Origin of the sequence: Marinibacterium profundimaris, assembly GCF_002210095.1 — a bacterium.
Lineage (GTDB): Bacteria > Pseudomonadota > Alphaproteobacteria > Rhodobacterales > Rhodobacteraceae > Marinibacterium > Marinibacterium profundimaris.
The window spans coordinates 1-16,101 of the sequence record NZ_AQQR01000005.1 but is presented as its reverse complement, the minus strand read 5'-3'; the positions used below and the strand labels follow the sequence as shown (position 1 = coordinate 16,101).

General features: G+C 63.5%; 12 protein-coding genes and 3 pseudogenes. 6 read left to right on the top strand and 9 right to left on the bottom strand.

Features of this window, described 5'->3' with window-relative positions; all coding sequences use genetic code 11:
* The first annotated feature begins 1 nt into the window (after position 1).
* Positions 2–1,291 (top strand): NAD(P)/FAD-dependent oxidoreductase, encoded by a 1,290-nt coding sequence (locus ATO3_RS13835; RefSeq protein WP_088650469.1) that lies wholly within the window; start codon positions 2–4, stop codon positions 1,289–1,291.
* Between the two features lie 189 nt (positions 1,292–1,480).
* Here ATO3_RS13835 and ATO3_RS13830 read toward each other — a convergent pair whose 3' ends face one another.
* From ATO3_RS13830 to ATO3_RS13815, 4 genes and pseudogenes are all read right to left on the bottom strand, one after another.
* Entirely contained in the window at positions 1,481–2,476 is a 996-nt protein-coding gene (locus tag ATO3_RS13830) for a GNAT family N-acetyltransferase (protein ID WP_158217971.1), read from the bottom strand.
* 518 nt (positions 2,477–2,994) lie between these two features.
* Positions 2,995–3,252: pseudogene (locus ATO3_RS13825) on the bottom strand (ParB/Srx family N-terminal domain-containing protein); the annotation flags it as partial.
* 398 nt (positions 3,253–3,650) lie between these two features.
* Positions 3,651–4,097, bottom strand: a complete 447-nt coding sequence (locus ATO3_RS13820) for a DUF6362 family protein (RefSeq protein WP_088650467.1) — start codon at positions 4,095–4,097, stop codon at positions 3,651–3,653.
* Positions 4,090–4,284, bottom strand: coding sequence for a hypothetical protein (locus tag ATO3_RS13815; RefSeq protein WP_088650466.1), 195 nt, complete (start codon positions 4,282–4,284; stop codon positions 4,090–4,092). Before ATO3_RS13815 ends, ATO3_RS13820 begins: the two co-directional genes overlap by 8 nt.
* A 97-nt stretch (positions 4,285–4,381) precedes the next feature.
* Here ATO3_RS13815 and ATO3_RS13810 point away from each other — a divergent pair, with 97 nt between their 5' ends.
* From ATO3_RS13810 to ATO3_RS13800, 3 genes are read left to right on the top strand one after another with little or no spacing between them, the layout of a single operon-like run.
* Positions 4,382–4,837: a DUF2924 domain-containing protein gene (locus ATO3_RS13810; RefSeq protein ID WP_088650717.1), complete on the top strand. Its 456-nt coding sequence runs from the start codon at positions 4,382–4,384 to the stop codon at positions 4,835–4,837.
* Positions 4,834–6,156, top strand: coding sequence for a recombinase family protein (locus ATO3_RS13805; protein ID WP_088650465.1), 1,323 nt, complete (start codon positions 4,834–4,836; stop codon positions 6,154–6,156). The genes ATO3_RS13810 and ATO3_RS13805 overlap by 4 nt, the downstream gene beginning before the upstream one ends.
* Complete coding sequence (locus ATO3_RS13800) at positions 6,153–6,536, top strand: hypothetical protein (RefSeq protein ID WP_088650464.1); 384 nt, start codon at positions 6,153–6,155, stop codon at positions 6,534–6,536. Before ATO3_RS13805 ends, ATO3_RS13800 begins: the two co-directional genes overlap by 4 nt.
* Before the next feature lie 68 nt (positions 6,537–6,604).
* On the opposite strand, the gene ATO3_RS13795 is transcribed toward ATO3_RS13800, so the two are convergent.
* The 4 genes from ATO3_RS13795 to ATO3_RS13780 form a co-directional block, all read right to left on the bottom strand.
* Entirely contained in the window at positions 6,605–8,104 is a 1,500-nt protein-coding gene (locus ATO3_RS13795; protein ID WP_088650463.1) for a DUF1254 domain-containing protein, read from the bottom strand.
* A 64-nt stretch (positions 8,105–8,168) separates the two neighbouring features.
* Positions 8,169–9,725, bottom strand: a complete 1,557-nt coding sequence (locus tag ATO3_RS13790) for a DUF1254 domain-containing protein (RefSeq protein WP_233152143.1) — start codon at positions 9,723–9,725, stop codon at positions 8,169–8,171.
* 150 nt (positions 9,726–9,875) lie between these two features.
* A complete protein-coding gene (locus ATO3_RS13785) occupies positions 9,876–11,375 on the bottom strand; it encodes a DUF1254 domain-containing protein (protein WP_088650461.1) in 1,500 nt (499 codons plus the stop codon).
* 43 nt (positions 11,376–11,418) lie between these two features.
* Positions 11,419–11,814, bottom strand: coding sequence for a helix-turn-helix transcriptional regulator (locus tag ATO3_RS13780; RefSeq protein ID WP_088650460.1), 396 nt, complete (start codon positions 11,812–11,814; stop codon positions 11,419–11,421).
* A gap of 107 nt (positions 11,815–11,921) precedes the next feature.
* Here ATO3_RS13780 and ATO3_RS13775 point away from each other — a divergent pair, with 107 nt between their 5' ends.
* Positions 11,922–12,962, top strand: a complete 1,041-nt coding sequence (locus ATO3_RS13775; protein WP_158217970.1) for a helix-turn-helix transcriptional regulator — start codon at positions 11,922–11,924, stop codon at positions 12,960–12,962.
* Between the two features lie 728 nt (positions 12,963–13,690).
* Here ATO3_RS13775 and ATO3_RS13770 read toward each other — a convergent pair.
* Positions 13,691–14,395, bottom strand: a pseudogene (locus tag ATO3_RS13770) (IS6 family transposase).
* A 220-nt stretch (positions 14,396–14,615) separates the two neighbouring features.
* Between ATO3_RS13770 and ATO3_RS13765 the strand changes: the two are divergent.
* Positions 14,616–16,101: pseudogene (locus tag ATO3_RS13765) on the top strand (hypothetical protein); the annotation flags it as partial.

Genomic DNA, 16,101 nt, shown 5'->3' with positions numbered 1-16,101 from the left:
GATGCAATATCAGTCCTACTGGCACGCCACCTCGACACCCTTCGCCGCGCCGCAAGCCGGCCCGGTCGAAGGCAAGGTCGACGTGGTCGTGATCGGGGCCGGGTTCACCGGTCTCAACGCCGCGCGCAAGCTGGCCCGCGAGGGCGTGAGCGTCGCGGTACTTGAAGCCCGTCACGTTGGTTTCGGCGGTTCCGGCCGCAATGGCGGGCACCTGAACAACGGCATGGCCCATGGCTATGGCGAGGCAAAGGCCCATCTTGGCGCGGACCGCGCCAAGATGCTCTGGCAGGCCTATGACCGCTCGATCGACATGATCGAGGACGTCATCTCGGAAGAGGGGATCGATTGCGATTTCCGCCGGTCCGGCAAGCTCAAGCTGGCCTCCAAGGCAAGCCACGTCGCGGGATTGCGCGCCAATTTCGAGACGATCCATCGCGAGGTCGACCCCGACACGCGCTTCCTTGAAAAACACGAGTTGACCGGCGAGATCAACTCGGACCAGTTCCACGGCGGCATGCTGTATGGCAAGTCGGCGATGATGCACATGGGCCGCTACGTGAACGGCCTTGCCGAAGCCGCGCATCGCCATGGTGCCAGGATCTGGGAAGAGGCCCCGGTCACCGGGCGCACACGTGACGGCACCGGCTGGAAGATCGACACACCCAAGGGCACGATCCGCGCCGAGCGGGTGATCGCGGCGACGAACGGCTATTCCAACAGCGTCGAGAAGGCGCCGCTGGACTTCTTCAGGAAGCGGATCATTTCCGTGGGCTCGTTCATCGTGGCAACCCGCCCGCTCAGCGATGCCGAGATCGCGGCGACCCTGCCGGGTGATCGCACCTATGTCACCTCGTTGAACATCGGCAACTACTTCCGCCTGTCGCCGGACAAGCGGCTGATCTTCGGCGGGCGGGCGCGGTTCTCGGCCACGTCGGACCAGAGCTCGGACGCCAAGTCCGGCAAGGTGCTGCGCGCGGCGCTGACGCAGATGTTCCCGCAGATGGCAGAGGTCGACCTGGACTACTGCTGGGGCGGCATGGTGGGCATGACCAAGGACCGCTATCCCCGCGCCGGCGAAGCCGACGGCATGCTGTACGGCATGGGGTATTCCGGTCACGGCGCGCAGATGTCGACGCTGATGGGCCAGGTTCTGGCGGACATGGCCATGGGCCGCACCGACACCAATCCGCTGGACGGCCTGTCCTGGCCGAAGGTGCCGCTGCATTCCGGCAAGCCCTGGTTCCTGCCGCTGGTCGGCATGTACTTCGGCCTGAAGGACCGCATTTCCTGACACGGCCGCCTGGCCGAAGGATCTTGACGCGCGGCGGTACCCTGGTGACAACATCCGGGTGCCGCCACAGGCATATGGCGACATCCAGAGTGTCAGCCCCTGTCGGATCTTCCGTGATTGCCGCCTGATTGCATGCGTCCGCCAAAGGCGCCGGGCTTGCCCCACTGCACAGGCAGGAGGCAGCTGCCCCTATCCCAGGGACTGCATCGCCATCGCGTAGGTCATCGGTCCGCTGGTCGCGCGGCGCAAGCGCCCATAGCGCATGTCCGTCACCGTGTCGAAGACGCCTAGTCCCGCTGCCGCCACGAAGGCCTCGAAGCGTTCGCTGGCGATGATCGTGTCGATCCGCAGGAAATCGCCCTCGCGCGCCGTGATGAAGGCGGCGGCAAGCTGCATGGCGACGGTATCCTGTTCGGCCACAAGGGGGCCGATAAGCCGGCCCTTGCCAAACTTGCGCATCATCGCATAACCCTCGATTTCGCCACCGCGCTCGGCCACGACGACGTCGGAGACCTTCAGCAACCCGTCGAGGATGCGGTCGCGGGCGGCGCCATAGGCATGCAGGTCAAGCGCGCGAAGGGCGGCAAGGTCGGCCTCGATCATGGGACGGACCGATACACCCCGGGCGGGCTCGGGCGGGCGGATCGCCCGCGCAACGCCCTGATGCTGATGAACGGGCGCCACCGGCGTGAAGCCTGCGACCTCGTAAAGGCGGTAGCCTTCGCGCGTGGCGGTCAGCCGCAGATCCCGGCCCGCCTGATCGCGCATCACCCGGCGCAGCAGGCGGCCGCCCGTGCCATGGGATTGCAGGCGCGGCGTGGTCACCATCATCCCGAGCGTCGCGAAATCCTCACCGCTGGGAAAGCCCATGGCGGTGCTCAGCAGCCGATCGATCTGATCCAGCGCCACGTAGCCCGATCCCAGCCCAAGGGCCAGCGCCAGGTCCGGTGCCCGGTGCGGCCAGAACACGCTGACAGTCAGTGCGTGCATCTGCCGGATCATCGATGTGTCGATCGGCTCGATCCGCGCCTTGAAGGTATCGACCTGCATCCAGTCGCTGTCGACCTTGGGCGCCTCGCGCCGCATGAAGGCGCCGTGGCGGGCAATTGCCTCTGCAGGCATCAGTTCGGCGCTGCCCGACGGCAGCGCGACCTCGGCTTCGTCCTGTGCGACACTCATGCTCATCTTTACCAATCGCCTGCCAAGTTGCCTGCTGACAGCCCTCTAACGGACCACTCAAACCATTTATCCACCGGATCGCGTGAAACGATCTGCCGTATGCCGCGCACAACCCGAAGTTTCTGCCGTTCTCGCGACATCCTGGCCAGGCCATCGCGGCGCGCATCAAGGCCTTCCAGATACCAAGATCCAAGGCCTGTTCCAAGGCTCGACACGGCAAATCACGCGGCTGCGGCCAACATACCAGGCCGCTGGCTAGGTCCGTGATCATGGTCGAGCGGCATCACGAACCAGGTTACGCGCGCGTCTGAAAGGCGCAGGAGCCATGATAGAGGGCCGTTTGGCACACGCCGGTCATCAAAAGCTGGGGCTTGGCGTGAACCTCGGGACGACGGCCTCAGGACGCGCCACCTGAGCGTCTGTCAGCCAAGAAAGATCAGACATGGCACCGTGCGTTTTCCGGAACGCTGGATCAGGGGCCAACCGGGAAATCAATCAGTCCTGGGCCCAGGGTTCTGGTGGCCCGCCTCGGTCAGATGACCTAGTACGATCACCGGCGCGGCCGTCAGCCCGAGCTGCGTCGCGGCCAGAACCAGGCCATAGCCCGCGATCAACTCACCGTCTTTCGCGACGATGCAGGGAACGGTCCAGCCAAACTCGGCCATGCTGGCGGCGATCTTGGCGACTTGATCTGCGCCATGCGCCTTTGCGTTCTTGGCATAAGGCTGGAGCTTGGATAGCGGCCAGGTCTCGATCGCGTCCGGGGCAAAGCTCAGCGTCATTCGGTTCGCCTCAATTCGGTGGACCCCTGGACTCCGGACCCCGGAAGCCAGCCTGGACTCCGCGAGGGGTCCAGCGGCCACGGGGCGCATCCGGTACCAAAGGTTTGTTTTGTTGCGGTTTTCAGACGATTGCGGGTGGATGCCTGCTCGGGTGGTTTCCCAAAAATCCGGCCCTGTCGCTGGCGATGTCCCGCGCTTCGCCCGCCAGCATACGAATTTCGCCAGGAAGGAACCAAGAACTCAATGGGTTAGCCCATTGGACCCCGGATGGACCCTTCGCTGGACCCCGGAAGCCAGCGGCGCGGCGTCGGCCTGCGCGCTCCTCTCCCGAGCATATTGGTTTTCTAACGGCCTCGTCGAAATGTGAAAGGCCCGGCGATGTACACCCGAAAATTTCCTCAGAGGATGATTTTTCTTGACAGGCGATTGGCGTTTTCGATGACGAACTGCTGCGAGCGTCGGGACGACGGCACGCGACCGTTCAGCCGCCAAGTGATCACCGCCAGACCGTATTGCCAGCGCTTGGTCGCGGCCGTGCGCGACAGGCCGAACTGCCAGCAGATCGGCTTCCACGCCATGCCGTCGGCGCGGGCCCAGACCAGGCGCCCATCCTCGGGCTCGAGCCAGCGCAGCCAGAGCATGGCCTCCTCGGCCTGCGTGATCTGGCGCGGGCTGGGCCTCGGGCGACGCATCTGCGGTTCCTGACCGACCTTGTCGGCGAAGCTGTGGAAGTACTCGGGCCATGCGTTGAAGAAGCCCTGCGGCATCACGCCCGGCATCTGCCGCATCACGCCCGCCGCGAGCTCCAGCCGGTCCTGCACCTGTGCTGTGGTCCACTCACCCATGGCGCGCATCCCGTTCCCGCTTGCCGTAGAGACGCTCGCCGAGCTGGCGCACCAGCTCCCGCTCGGGCCAGGTCAGGCGGTCGTCGTCGACGGCGACGGCCAGCAGCCCCTGTTCCTTCCAGCCGTCGCGCTTGACCTCGTCGGGGTTGCGGCGGTGACCGCCGTAGCCCTTGGGCGTGAACCGCATGCCGCTCACTGCACACTGAGCTACCCCCCATCTCTTGGACAAGATCTGGCGTAAATTAAGCTACTCGTTGCACCTGCTGATCGGGTTGGTTGATATCATTTCTCTGCCAGTAGACCAGCGCCGGAGGCTGGCCGCGCTGAAGACGGCGACGACGCCGGAGCTGAAGGCGCAGTGGCGCGACCTGTTCGACACCGAGCCGCCAGCATTCAATCGCCGCTACCTCGAATCCCGCTTGGCCTACCGCATCCAGGAACTCGCCTATGGCGGGCTGAAGCCCGAGACGATCCGGCGGCTGGAGCGGCTTGGCGAGGAACTGGACGGCGGCGACAAGAGGAAGCGCGGCATCCGCGCCGATCGCGACCGCCCGATCACCGGCACGAGGCTTCTGCGCGAGTGGCAGGGCGTCGAACAGATCGTCACCGTCACCGCCGACGGCTTCGAATGGCAGGGGCGGCCCTACAAGTCGCTGTCCGCTATCGCCCGCGCCATCACCGGCACTCGTTGGAACGGGTGGACCTTCTTCGGGCTCAAGAACCACAGGGGGCGGACATGACGAAGCCGCCCGAGAAATCGAAGGTCGTCCGCAAGCTGCGGTGTGCCGTCTACACCCGAAAATCCTCCGAGGAAGGGCTGGAGCAGGAGTTCAACTCGCTCCACGCCCAGCGAGAGGCCTGCGATGCCTACATCGCCAGCCAGCGATCCGAAGGCTGGGTGCTGGTCCGCGATCAGTATGACGACGGCGGCATCTCGGGCGGCACGCTGGATCGCCCTGGCCTGAAGCGGCTGCTAGAGGACATCGAGGACGGGTTGGTCGATGTGGTGGTCTACAAGATCGACCGCCTCTCTCGGTCGCTGGCGGATTTTGCCAAGCTGGTGGAGGTGTTCGACCGGAACGGCGTAACCTTCGTGTCGGTCACGCAGAGCTTCAACACGACCACGTCGATGGGCCGGCTGACGCTGAACATCCTGCTCAGCTTCGCCCAGTTCGAGCGCGAGGTGACGGCCGAACGCATCCGCGACAAGGTCGCCGCCAGCCGCAAGAAGGGCATGTGGATGGGCGGAGTGCCGCCCTACGGCTACCGCGTCGAGAACCGCAAGCTGCTGGTAGACGAGGAAACCGCCGCGCATGTGCGCTGGATCTTCGACCGCTTCCTCGAGATCGGGTCCTGCACGGAGCTGGCGCGAGAGGTCGGTATGCGCGGCATCCGGACCCCGCGCGGCAACCGGATCGACAAGAAATACATCTACCGGATGCTCAGTAACCGCGCCTACATCGGCGAGGCGGTCCACAAGGGCGACAGCTATCCCGGCGAGCACGACGCGATCATCGACCGCGAGACGTGGGACAAGGTTCACGCCATCCTCCAGGAGAGCCCGCGCAAGCGCGCCGCGCGCACGCGCGCCGACACGCCCGCGCTGCTGAAGGGGCTGCTGTTCGGTCCCGATGGCGCCGCGTTCTCACCGACGCATACCCGCAAGGGCGACAGGCTCTACCGCTACTATGTGAGCCAGACCGTGCTGAAGCACGGTACCGGATCGTGCCCGGTGGGTCGTGTCCCCGCAGGCGAGATCGAGGCCGCCGTCATCGACCAGCTCCGCGCCGTGTTTCGCCAGCCGGAGATTGTGGCGGGCACATGGAAGGCGGCCCGCTCGCAGGATGGCGAGATCACCGAGGCCGACGCCCGTACGGCCCTGCAACAACTCGACCCGCTATGGGACGAACTGTTCCCCGCCGAACAGGCGCGCATCGTGGCGCTGTTGGTGGAGCGGGTCGACATCGGCGTGGACGGGCTCAACGTCCGCCTGCGCGTCGACGGCCTCGGCGGTCTGGCCCGCGAGATGCTGGTCGGTGGAATCGGAGAAGCTGCGTGACACGCGGCGCGCCAGTCCCCGACACCGTGACACTCCACGTCCCGTTCCGCGTCTTGAAGCGCGGCGGGCGCAAGGAGATGCAGTTGCCCGACGGCGCGATGCCGTCGCGCCGGACCGACAACGCGCTGGTCAAGGCGCTGGCCCGCGCCTTCCGCTGGAAGAGGATGCTGGAATCCGGCGAGTTCGCCACCATTTTTGAACTGGCCGAGCGCGAGGGGATCGCACCCTCCTACATGACGCGGGTTCTGCGGCTCACGCTGCTCGCGCCTGATATCGTCGATGCGATCCTGGACGGGAAGCAGGGACCGGAGGTGACGCTGGCGCAGATGCTCAACTCGTCTACGGTTGAGTGGATGGAGCAAGCCAACAACATCGGATGACTACTTCGAAGCAGGCCGTTTGCAAAGGGATTCTCGATTGGTTCAACGGATATTGGCCGGCGCCTCGCTCATTGAACCAGTTCGATCTCTCCGGGCCGCCAGCTCTGGTCGATCCAGGGTTCGAGCGGGCCATACATCCGCAGGATCGTGAACCAGCTCTTGCCCGGAACGGTCTGCAACCAGTTGCCGTCCTTGCCTTCCGGCGCCTTGGGCCCGAAATATATGTCGTAGGAGCCGTCGGCGTTGGCGGTCATGCCCTGCGTCTGGCTGCCGATGGTCGGAAACTCCTGGCCGGTCTGCAGCAGGGAGCGCGTCTGGGTGTCGTAGAGCGTTACCGCCCAGAAGTTGTTGACCGGCACATCGGGCGGCAGGTGCAGCCTGTAGGTCTTGGCCCCGTCGAGCGGTTTCTTGTCCGCATCGAGGTAGGCAAGCGCATAGTCCGATCCTTGCCCGACCGTGGTGGCCGCCATCGCCTGCGTTACGCCGGTCGCATTGTAATAGAACAACACCCGCGCATCGAGGCCCATCGCGCCATTTGCCTCGAAGGTGGTGTTCTTGTTCGCGTAGGCGGTCGTCCAGGCACTGTCGGTGTCGGGATAGATGTATACGCCCTTGATGCGCGGCTGATAGGTGATGGCCCGCGCCGTCGCCGCACCGAGCGTCGCCGCTTCGCCAAGCAGCTTCTTCATGCGCGCATCGGGGCTGAAGGGCTGGCCCTTGACGATGCCGATCGCGGCCAGAAGCCCGCGCGCCTCGGCGCCGATGGCGTCGATCGGCTCTTCCTGGACCACCTGGTTGATGCCCTCGAAAAAGCTGAAATCGTTCGGCGCGACCGTGTTGTAGCTCTTGGCGGAGATGTTGACGAACTCCGTCTCGGGCGGATTCTCCGCCTGCGACAGCGGATAGACCTTGAGGTTGGACTTGATGTTCTCGACCGCAGGTGCCAGCCCCTTTGCGATGGAGCCGCGCAGGAACACGAGGTTGCTGTAGGTGTCGGGTCTGATCACGAAATACCCGTCCGGCACCGCCCCCTTGTAGTCGGGCGGCAGCATCAGGTACTTGCCACCCTTCCCCTTGTCCGGGCCGATCGCGCCGAGGTTCTCGACATAGCGAAACCAGGCGTCATCGACGAAACCCAGCATGCCGGGCGGCAGTTCGATGACCAGCGGGCCATCCTTTTTCAGATCCATGTAGCCAAGCGCGTAAAGCGTCGATGTGTTCCCAGTCAGGTAGAGGGACTCGGGCTGGAGCAGCTGTTCGGTGATGGTGATCTTGTTGGACGCATCGGCACCGATGCCCGCATTTCCCATCCGCATGGCATGGAGCGAGGCCGCGCCCTGATTGTCTAAGAATACCGCGAGACCGCGCATCCGGTCGAGATTGTCGTAGACCTTGTCGACCGTGTCGCCGACCGGCACGCCGTCGAAGAACTCGAGTGTGCCGATCGACGTCTCAACCTTGTCTGGGATGGAAATCGCGTCCAGTTCGGCCTTGCTGACCTCGGCTGACGCAGGAAGCCCCGCGAAACACGCCAGGACCGTCGTGGAAAGAAGAAGCCGCTTGATCATGTCGTTGCCTTCCGGGCTTGATCTTGAAGAAGGGGGCACCGCGCCGGTGCCCCCTTTGTCGCGCTCACTGAACCTTGACGACCTTGGGCATGTCATAAGTGCCGTTCACCAGCGGGGCATAGGGGCCGTAATAGCGCGAGGTGAAACGGAACCCCTTGGCCGGCGCAGGCAGCCAGTTCTTCGCCTGATCCGGGTCCGAGGGCTTTTCGTTCTGAATGTAGATCACCAGCTTGCCGTCCTTGGCCACCAGCTCGCCGGATTTCAGCATGAAGCTGTTCACGGTGTAGCGGTTGATCTCGTTGGCGACGAAATAGCCTTCGGCGCTGTAGATCGGGATGGACCAGAACTGGGTAACCGGGGGCAGATCGTTCATGTCGAAGGTCAGGGTGTACTTGTTGCTGCCATCGAAGGTGTTGCCGTCGGAATCGGTGAACAGGAATGCACCAGCATGCGAGATGTTCTTGTCCGGTGCGGCCCAGGCTGCGTCGGCAATGATCGCGCGGTCCATCCAGCGGGTCTCAAATCCGCCGTCATTGCGCACGACGCCCCAGCCATTCATGTTGATCATGTTAGACTTCAGCGTCTTGCGCACGTTGTCGAACCCGGCCTTGAACCCGGTCTCGAGCGCCGTTTGTTGATCTGCCGTCAGCTTGGACCAATCAAAGGTCAGGCCTTTGCCGATGTTGAACGTCTCGAGTTGCTTCAGCATTTCGGCTTCCATGATGGAGTCCTTGAGCGTCGGCATGGTCGGATCGTTCAGGATGACACTGAGCAAGGTGAAGTATTGCTCGGCTGTCTGCTTGTCGACCTGACCGAACTGGTATTGCGGCAGACCGTCGGGGATGAGGAAATCACCCTTCACGATCTTTCTGTCGGCTTGGGCAATACCCTTTTTGCCATTGGACAGCCAGTCGGCCAGGGGCGTGATGGTGGTTTCATCCTGATAGCCGTTGATTTCCTTGATCTCGGCCTCGGTCCCGGTTTCGACGGCCATCCGCACGACGCCATACGCGGTCAGCGACGGCCATTGCACGATTTCGGTCGTGGGAAAATCGGCCGGGACATTGCCGGTCCACCCCGGCGGCACCAGGATATACTTTCGCGCCCTCGTTCCGTTGAACGGCGACCCCACGATCATCCGGAAAATGCCGTACTGATCCATGATCTGGACGCTGAAGTAACGGTCGGTGATCTCTGGCACTTCGATGACGACCGGGCCCGCGCGCAGGTCGAGAAAGCCCGCGCCGTAGAGCGTGGTCGCGTTCGGGGTGACCACCGGGTAGTCGGGGGTGATCTGCTTACGCACCCAGGAAAACTGGTTCAGGCCCGCGTAGACGATGTTGTCCTTGCTGTCGTTCTGGGTGTAAGTCCAGCGCTGGCCATAATAAATCGCCTGTTGCAGGCCGTAGATATAGGCCTTCTCTGCGATCTCTTCCGGTGTCGGGTCCGTCGTCTGGGCGGATGCCTGCCCGCCGACCATCAGTCCGATAAGGGCCGTGGCCGCCACGGTTTGCCGGGCGAGGCCACCAACACGTTTCAGCGTTCCCGCCGAACGGTTCAATGCCCGTCGAAACAGCGCTGTCGCACCGGGGCCGTCGTTCAGTCTCTGGGTGTGTTCCATGTTATCTTCCGATTCTGGTCATTCATCTCGGTCGCAGGCGAAGCGCATTGGCGGCGTTGGCACGAAAAACCGGAGACACGCAGGTTTTCCTGCCGATGCCGCCGATCCGTCGAAGGGTCTGTCCTTCGCGGCCCGACGGCATCGTGCCGTTCACTCCACCGGTTCGATTTCTCCGGGCCGCCAGGTCTGGTCGATCCAGGGCTCCATCGGGCCGTACATCCGCAGGATCGTGAACCAGCTCTTGCCCGGAACAGTCTGCAGCCAGTTGCCGTCCTTGCCCTCCGGCGCCTTGGGCCCGAAATACACGTCGTAAGAGCCGTCGGCATTGGCGGTCATGCCGTCGGTCTGGCTGCCGATCGTCGGGAAGCTCTGGCCGGTCTGAAGCTGCGAGCGGGTCTGAGTGTCATAGAGCGTGACAGCCCAGAATTCCTTGACCGGTACGTCCTTGGGTAGAGTGAGCTTGTAGTTCTTCGACCCGTCGAAGGCCTGTCCGTCGCCATCGAGAAACGCCAAAGCGTAGTCTGACCCTTGGCCTGCGCGCGTGGTTGCCATGGCCGGCGTCACGCCGCCGGCATTGAAGTAATAGAGAACCCGCGCGTCGAGGTTCATGGCCCCTTCCGCCGCGAAACTGGTGTTCTTGTTGGCGAAGGCGGTGGACCAGACACTTTTGGGGTCGTCGGGGTAGATCCGCACGCCGGCGATGCGGGGATGGTAGGTGATGGCGCGTGCCGTAGCGTCCGCGAGGGTGGCGGCCTCGGTCAGAAGCTTTTTCACCCGCGCGTCCGGGGCGAAGGGCTGGCCCTTGACGATGCCGATGGCGGCGATCGCGCCGCGCACCTCGGGGCTGATGGCGTCGATCGGTTCTTCCTGAACGATTTCGTTGAGGTCTTCGAAATAGGAAAAATCGCTGGGAAAGACCGTGTTGAACGCCTTGCTCGACATGTTGACGAATTCCGTCGCGGCGGGGCTCGCTGCGTCCTTCAGCGGATAGACCTTGAGCATTGAGGTGATGTTTTCGACCGCGGGCTTTAGCCCCTTGGCGATCGAGCCGCGCAGGAACATGAAGTTCCGATTGGTCGGCGGCTTGAGCAGGAAATAGCCATCGGGAATATCGCCGCTATAGCCCGGGGGCACGACGAGATATTTGCCGCCCTTGCCCGCATCCGGGCCGGTGACGCCCATGTTGCCGACGAAGCGCTGCCAGGCATCGTCGAGAAACCCGAGCATCCCCGGCGGGATCTCGATGACCGTCGGGCCATCCTTGGCGAGATCGGTATAGGTGTAGGCGTACAGCGTCGAGGTATTGGCGGTCACGACAAGCGTCTGCGAATCCAGCAGCTGTTCGAAGAGCGCGATCCGGTTCGCGCCTTCGGCCCCGGCGTCGGCTAGCCCCTTGCGCACGCTGTACATCGACACGGCGCCGATGTTGTCGAGAAACACCTGCATCCCGCGCATGCGGTCGAGGTTGTCATATACGGTGGCGACCGTGGCGTCAGTCGGCACCCCGTCGAAGAACTCAAGCGTCCCTATGGGCGTCTCGACCTTGTCCGGAATGGATATCGCCTCAAGCTCCGCGGATGAGACATCCGCGAGCGCCTGGCCCATGGTGATAGCGACGGCGAGCGCGCTCATGGTGGTCATGCGGATCATGCTTCAGGTCTCCTTGGACAGCTTGGAGTGTAGGGTTACAGGCTCACGTCGATTCCTTCTGCCCATTTCGCGCCATTTTGGCCACCGGCTGTTGTTGCCGCGTGCGAAGGGTCCGAAACGCGCTCGGAGAGGCGCCCGACCACTTTGTGAAGGCGCGGGCGAACCCGCTTGGTGTACTGTACCCTAGTCGGGCGGCGATTTCCTGGACTTTCAGGTCCGTCTCACGCAGCAGAGCCGCCGCGATCTCAAACCGGCTGTGCTCCAGCAGCGCCCAGAAGCTGATGCCATGCTGGTTCAATCTGCGCTGAAGCGTTCGCGGGCTGGTCCCGAGATGCCCTGCCACTGCCTCGAGCGAGATCGTTCCCGCCAGCGCGAGCCCGGCAACCACCGAACGGACCCTTGCGAGCCCCGGATCACGCCGCTTCTGTCGACGGGTCATGTGTGCCGCCCTCGTTTGCAATGTTGTATGAGTACTTTGACAGGTTTGGGAATCGGTCTCAGACCATTGCGCGCCAAAAACGGGGCGCCCCCCCGGGGAGAACGCATTTGCACGGCAGGCTCGCGCTCGTGAGGGCAACGCATCTGAACGACTACATCTCGGTGTTGCGCGAGATCGGTGCCCCCGTGGACCGCGACCTGTCGCATTCGACGCTTCCGCCCCGCATCGCAGAGACGCCCGATCTGTACGTCAGCATTCCCGCCGCCATTGAATGGATCGCGAAGACGGGCCGCGACCTCGAGCCCATGGAACTGGGGTTGCTCGCCGCCGGAAAGGCGTCCCTTTCGTCGCTGCGTCCCTCCCAACAGACGGCCATCGTCACGGCCCAGACCGGCCTGAAGCGTCTGGAGGCCCTGGCCGCGGTGGCCCGGTACGAGGACAGTATTCTGGACATGCGCATCCTGCCCGAGGCCGACAGTGTTCGCGTCGTCTGCGCCATGACGGGCACGGGCCGCCATCCCTTCCTGTGCTTTGCCGAATGGCTGAACCTGCAAGCCGTCCTCTCGGTCGTCCGCAGCGTTTCAGGGCCAGCCTGGTGCCCGCTCGAATTGGCCTTCGTGTCGTCGAGCCGTCCTCCGGAAGCCGTCCAGGCCGCCTTTCCCAATACGCGTATTCTGGTGGGCCAGCCCGTTTCGTCGGTCCTCGTCGGTCGCGCGGAACTCGCCCTGTTGACGGAAGATGCAACCACATCGACAAGGGATCCATCGGCACACTTGACCTGCGAAGAATCTCCGGATGGCGGACCTGAGGTCTGGGAATTCATCAGCCTTCTTCGAACGATGGTTCAGCCTTATCTGGCCGAGGGCCGCACCGATGTCGCCTTCGTGGCCGAGATGGCCGGGGTCAGCACGCGCACGTTGCAAAGACGGCTGATGACGTCTGGCACGTCTTATTCGAGGATCCTTCAGGAAGCGCGGTTCGAGCTTGCACGCGCCCGTCTCTCCGATCCCGGCCTAAAGGTCATCGACGTCGCCATGATCGCCGGCTACGAAAGCCCGCAGCATTTCACGCGCGCCTTCCGCCGGTTCACGGGGGTCACACCATCGGAGTATCGGCAGAGCAGCGTCCGGCTCGAGACTGGGGCGTGAAAGGCCGAGCGGTCGTGAGCGCTTTACCATGCGACACGGGTGCACGAAGGTCGGCGAGCGCTGTCAGGAAGTCCGGAAAGTGGCGACTCGCTGACATCGCGAAACGCATCAATGACCCTATTGGTCAAATGTCTGGAGCCGTCGACCGGCATGCGCGGTCCGATGAATGTGCAGCCTTCGTCTTGCGCTCACAACGTCTCCCGATCAAAGCAGCCATTCGCCGCGATGGCGACGAGCGTCCGACAATATGATGGGCGCCTATACAGATCCGAGCTAAACCGACGGAGGTTTGGAAGGTTCGCGACCTGATCGGTCAGGCGGGCCGTAACAAATGGCCGCCATGGCGAGATACGGGTGCGAATTGAGGTCGATGCTCTTGCGGTAGTCGGATCAAGAGCATTGGGGAACGTTCGATGTCTGGTCCATCTCGGCTAGCGCCACTGGCATCGAAATGTTTGAGCGAAGATTCCGGAAAGCAGTCCGATTTCAAGTGGTTGGAAGCTATTCACCAAAACTGCGCAGTCATCAGGTCCAGAGAATACGGGCCCTGAGAGACCGCTTTCGGGCCTCTCAGCGCCGCCGCCGGTGCTCAGCCCCGCCCGCATAACCCTCGAAAACAACGAGAAAATCCGGCCACGGCCGGATCGGGAGAACGCTTTCGCGGGGGCGAGTGGCGGTGCTGGCAGACGAATGCGAACCAGTCTCTACAAGGGCAGGATGGCTGCCCCTTATGCCGTGCAGAGACGGCGCCACTCAGCGAGAGCAACGGCGCGGTTCTTCTTGAAATGGGCACGCGAGGTGAGGCTGCGCTCCAGATTAAAATGGTTGTAGACCGAGGCATGGACGGATGCGAATTTCTGTAAACTTCGCATCCGCCTGAAGCGGAGCATGGCCCGCTCCCGTCGTCGAAATGGCTGGTGCGAATTCTCACCCCGATTGTTCAGCCAACGGCCGGTTTCTTGACGTGCGGCCGCTCCAATTTCCCTCAATGCAGCTCCATAGGACCGAAGCTGGTCGGTCACGAGAACCTCCGCCGGGCCATGCTTCTTCATGGCTTTCTCGAGGAATTTCAACGCGGCCTTCTTGTCCCGTGTCTTCGTCACGAAGCTTTCCAGCACCTCGCCTTAGTGGTCGACGGCCCGCCACAGGTAATGCCGCTCGCCATTGATTTTCACGAAAACTTCATCCAGGTGCCACCGCCAATGGCTGGATCGCATACTCTCGATCCGCCGTTTCCGGATCTCGGACGCGAACAGCGGGCCGAACCTGTGCCACCAGAACCGCACAGTCTCATGGCAGATGTCGATGCCGCGTTCATGCAACAGATCTTCGACATTCCGGAGTGACAACGGGAAGCGGACGTACATCATGACCGCCAATCGGATGATCTCCGGGCTGGTCTTGAAATATTTGAACGGGTCGCGTTTCGTCATCCCGGGACGCTATCCGAGCCCCCTTCCCTGCCGCAAGCCAGGTTCGTCTGACACTGCCCTGAACCGGCCAAGCCGCTCCATCGCCGGCCGGATGATACGGCCGACGGACCACACTTCTCACAGAGGCGGCATTGCGTTAGCGTGCCCACAGTAAACAAAAGGTGGTTAACCAATGCCTACGGATCTTTTCCCGTTTACCCAGGACGAGTCTCGGCTCGGAATGCCACCTGAGCTTCTGGACAAGATCAACGCGGGCCTCGCCGGCGAAGCCGTTCCGGACGTCAAGATCCTGTCGGTCGTCGAAGATCCCGATCTCGTCTTCGAGGGCGAGGTCGTATATGGCTCCATCGCCTTCATCGACGGCATGTTGGTCCTGATCCTCGAAGACGGCTCCGTCGTTGTCCTCAAGGATCTCGACGGGCGCGACTATGCTATCGAGCCGGTGGCCGACAATCTTTCCCGCAAACAGATCGTGATCCTCGAAGACGACGGCAACGCCACCTCCATCGGTCAGGGCAGCTCGGGCGAAGAACTCGCGGTCTCCAATCTGGACCCGCTCTTCGGCCTGCCGATCAACCTGTTGCTCCCACCGACGGACTACCCGATCATCCCGCAGCGTGACCGCGACTTCGCCGCCGACAACGGCGCCTTTTCAGACGTCTCGATCGTCGAGCTGTCTCCGACGACCTCCGCCGAGACCGACGCGCCGGTTTCACTGCGCCTTGCCGATTTTGTCCGGATCACCACCAACACCGAGGGCGGCGAGGACATCGACACGGTCACCCTGACCATAACCGACCTGCCCGCCGGCACCACGTCAACCGCCGGCACGCTCTCCGCCGCGTCCGACGGCACGCTGACGCTCGATTTCACCGGCGATGGCGCCGCCTGGGACGCGCTCACCCTCACCTTCCCCGCCGATTTCTCCTCCGCCAGCCGCTCCGACATCGCCTCCGGCCCGATGTCCGGCACCATCTCGGTGCTGACCACGTTGGATGGCACCGCCAGCCTGGATTTCCCCGTCACGCTGCTGGCCGAGGCCGACATCGCCCTCGACGGTCCCGGGTCGCTCGCGCTGGCCGAAACCGACGCGCCTCTCGATTTTCGGCCGGCCGACGCGCTGCTCCCGCGTGCCAGCGACATCGACGGGTCGGAAAGCATCACGCAGGTCACCCTCTCCCTGCCCGATCTGCCCCCCGGCACGCTTTACTCCACCGACAACGGCGCCAGCTTCCGCGCCGCCGGCACCGAATTCACTCTGACCCTCGCCGAATATCAGGCCATGATCATCCGCCTGCCGGCTGATTTCTCGACTCAGAACCCGCCCAGCAGCCTCTCAGGCCTGCTGACCGCCACCACCAACGAAGGCGGCTTCATCGAGGGCCCCATCAACATTTCCGTCACCTTCGAGCTCGATGTCGACCTCTCGGCGCCAGCTGTGATCACAGGCACCGAGGACAGCAATGGCGTCGACGGGTCCGGCGTCACCGTGGACCTCGGCATCGCCGTGGCGGCCACCGACCAGGACGGCTCCGAAGATGGCACCACGGTCGAGATCGCCTTCACCGGCCTGCCCCCCGGCGCGCTGGTCAATGGCGGCACGCTCGATCCCGCGACCGGCATCTGGACCGGCTCGATGGCCGAGGCGAATGCGTTGGGCGTCTTTCTTCCGGGAGATTTTTCCGGATCCGTGACAGCCGTGATCG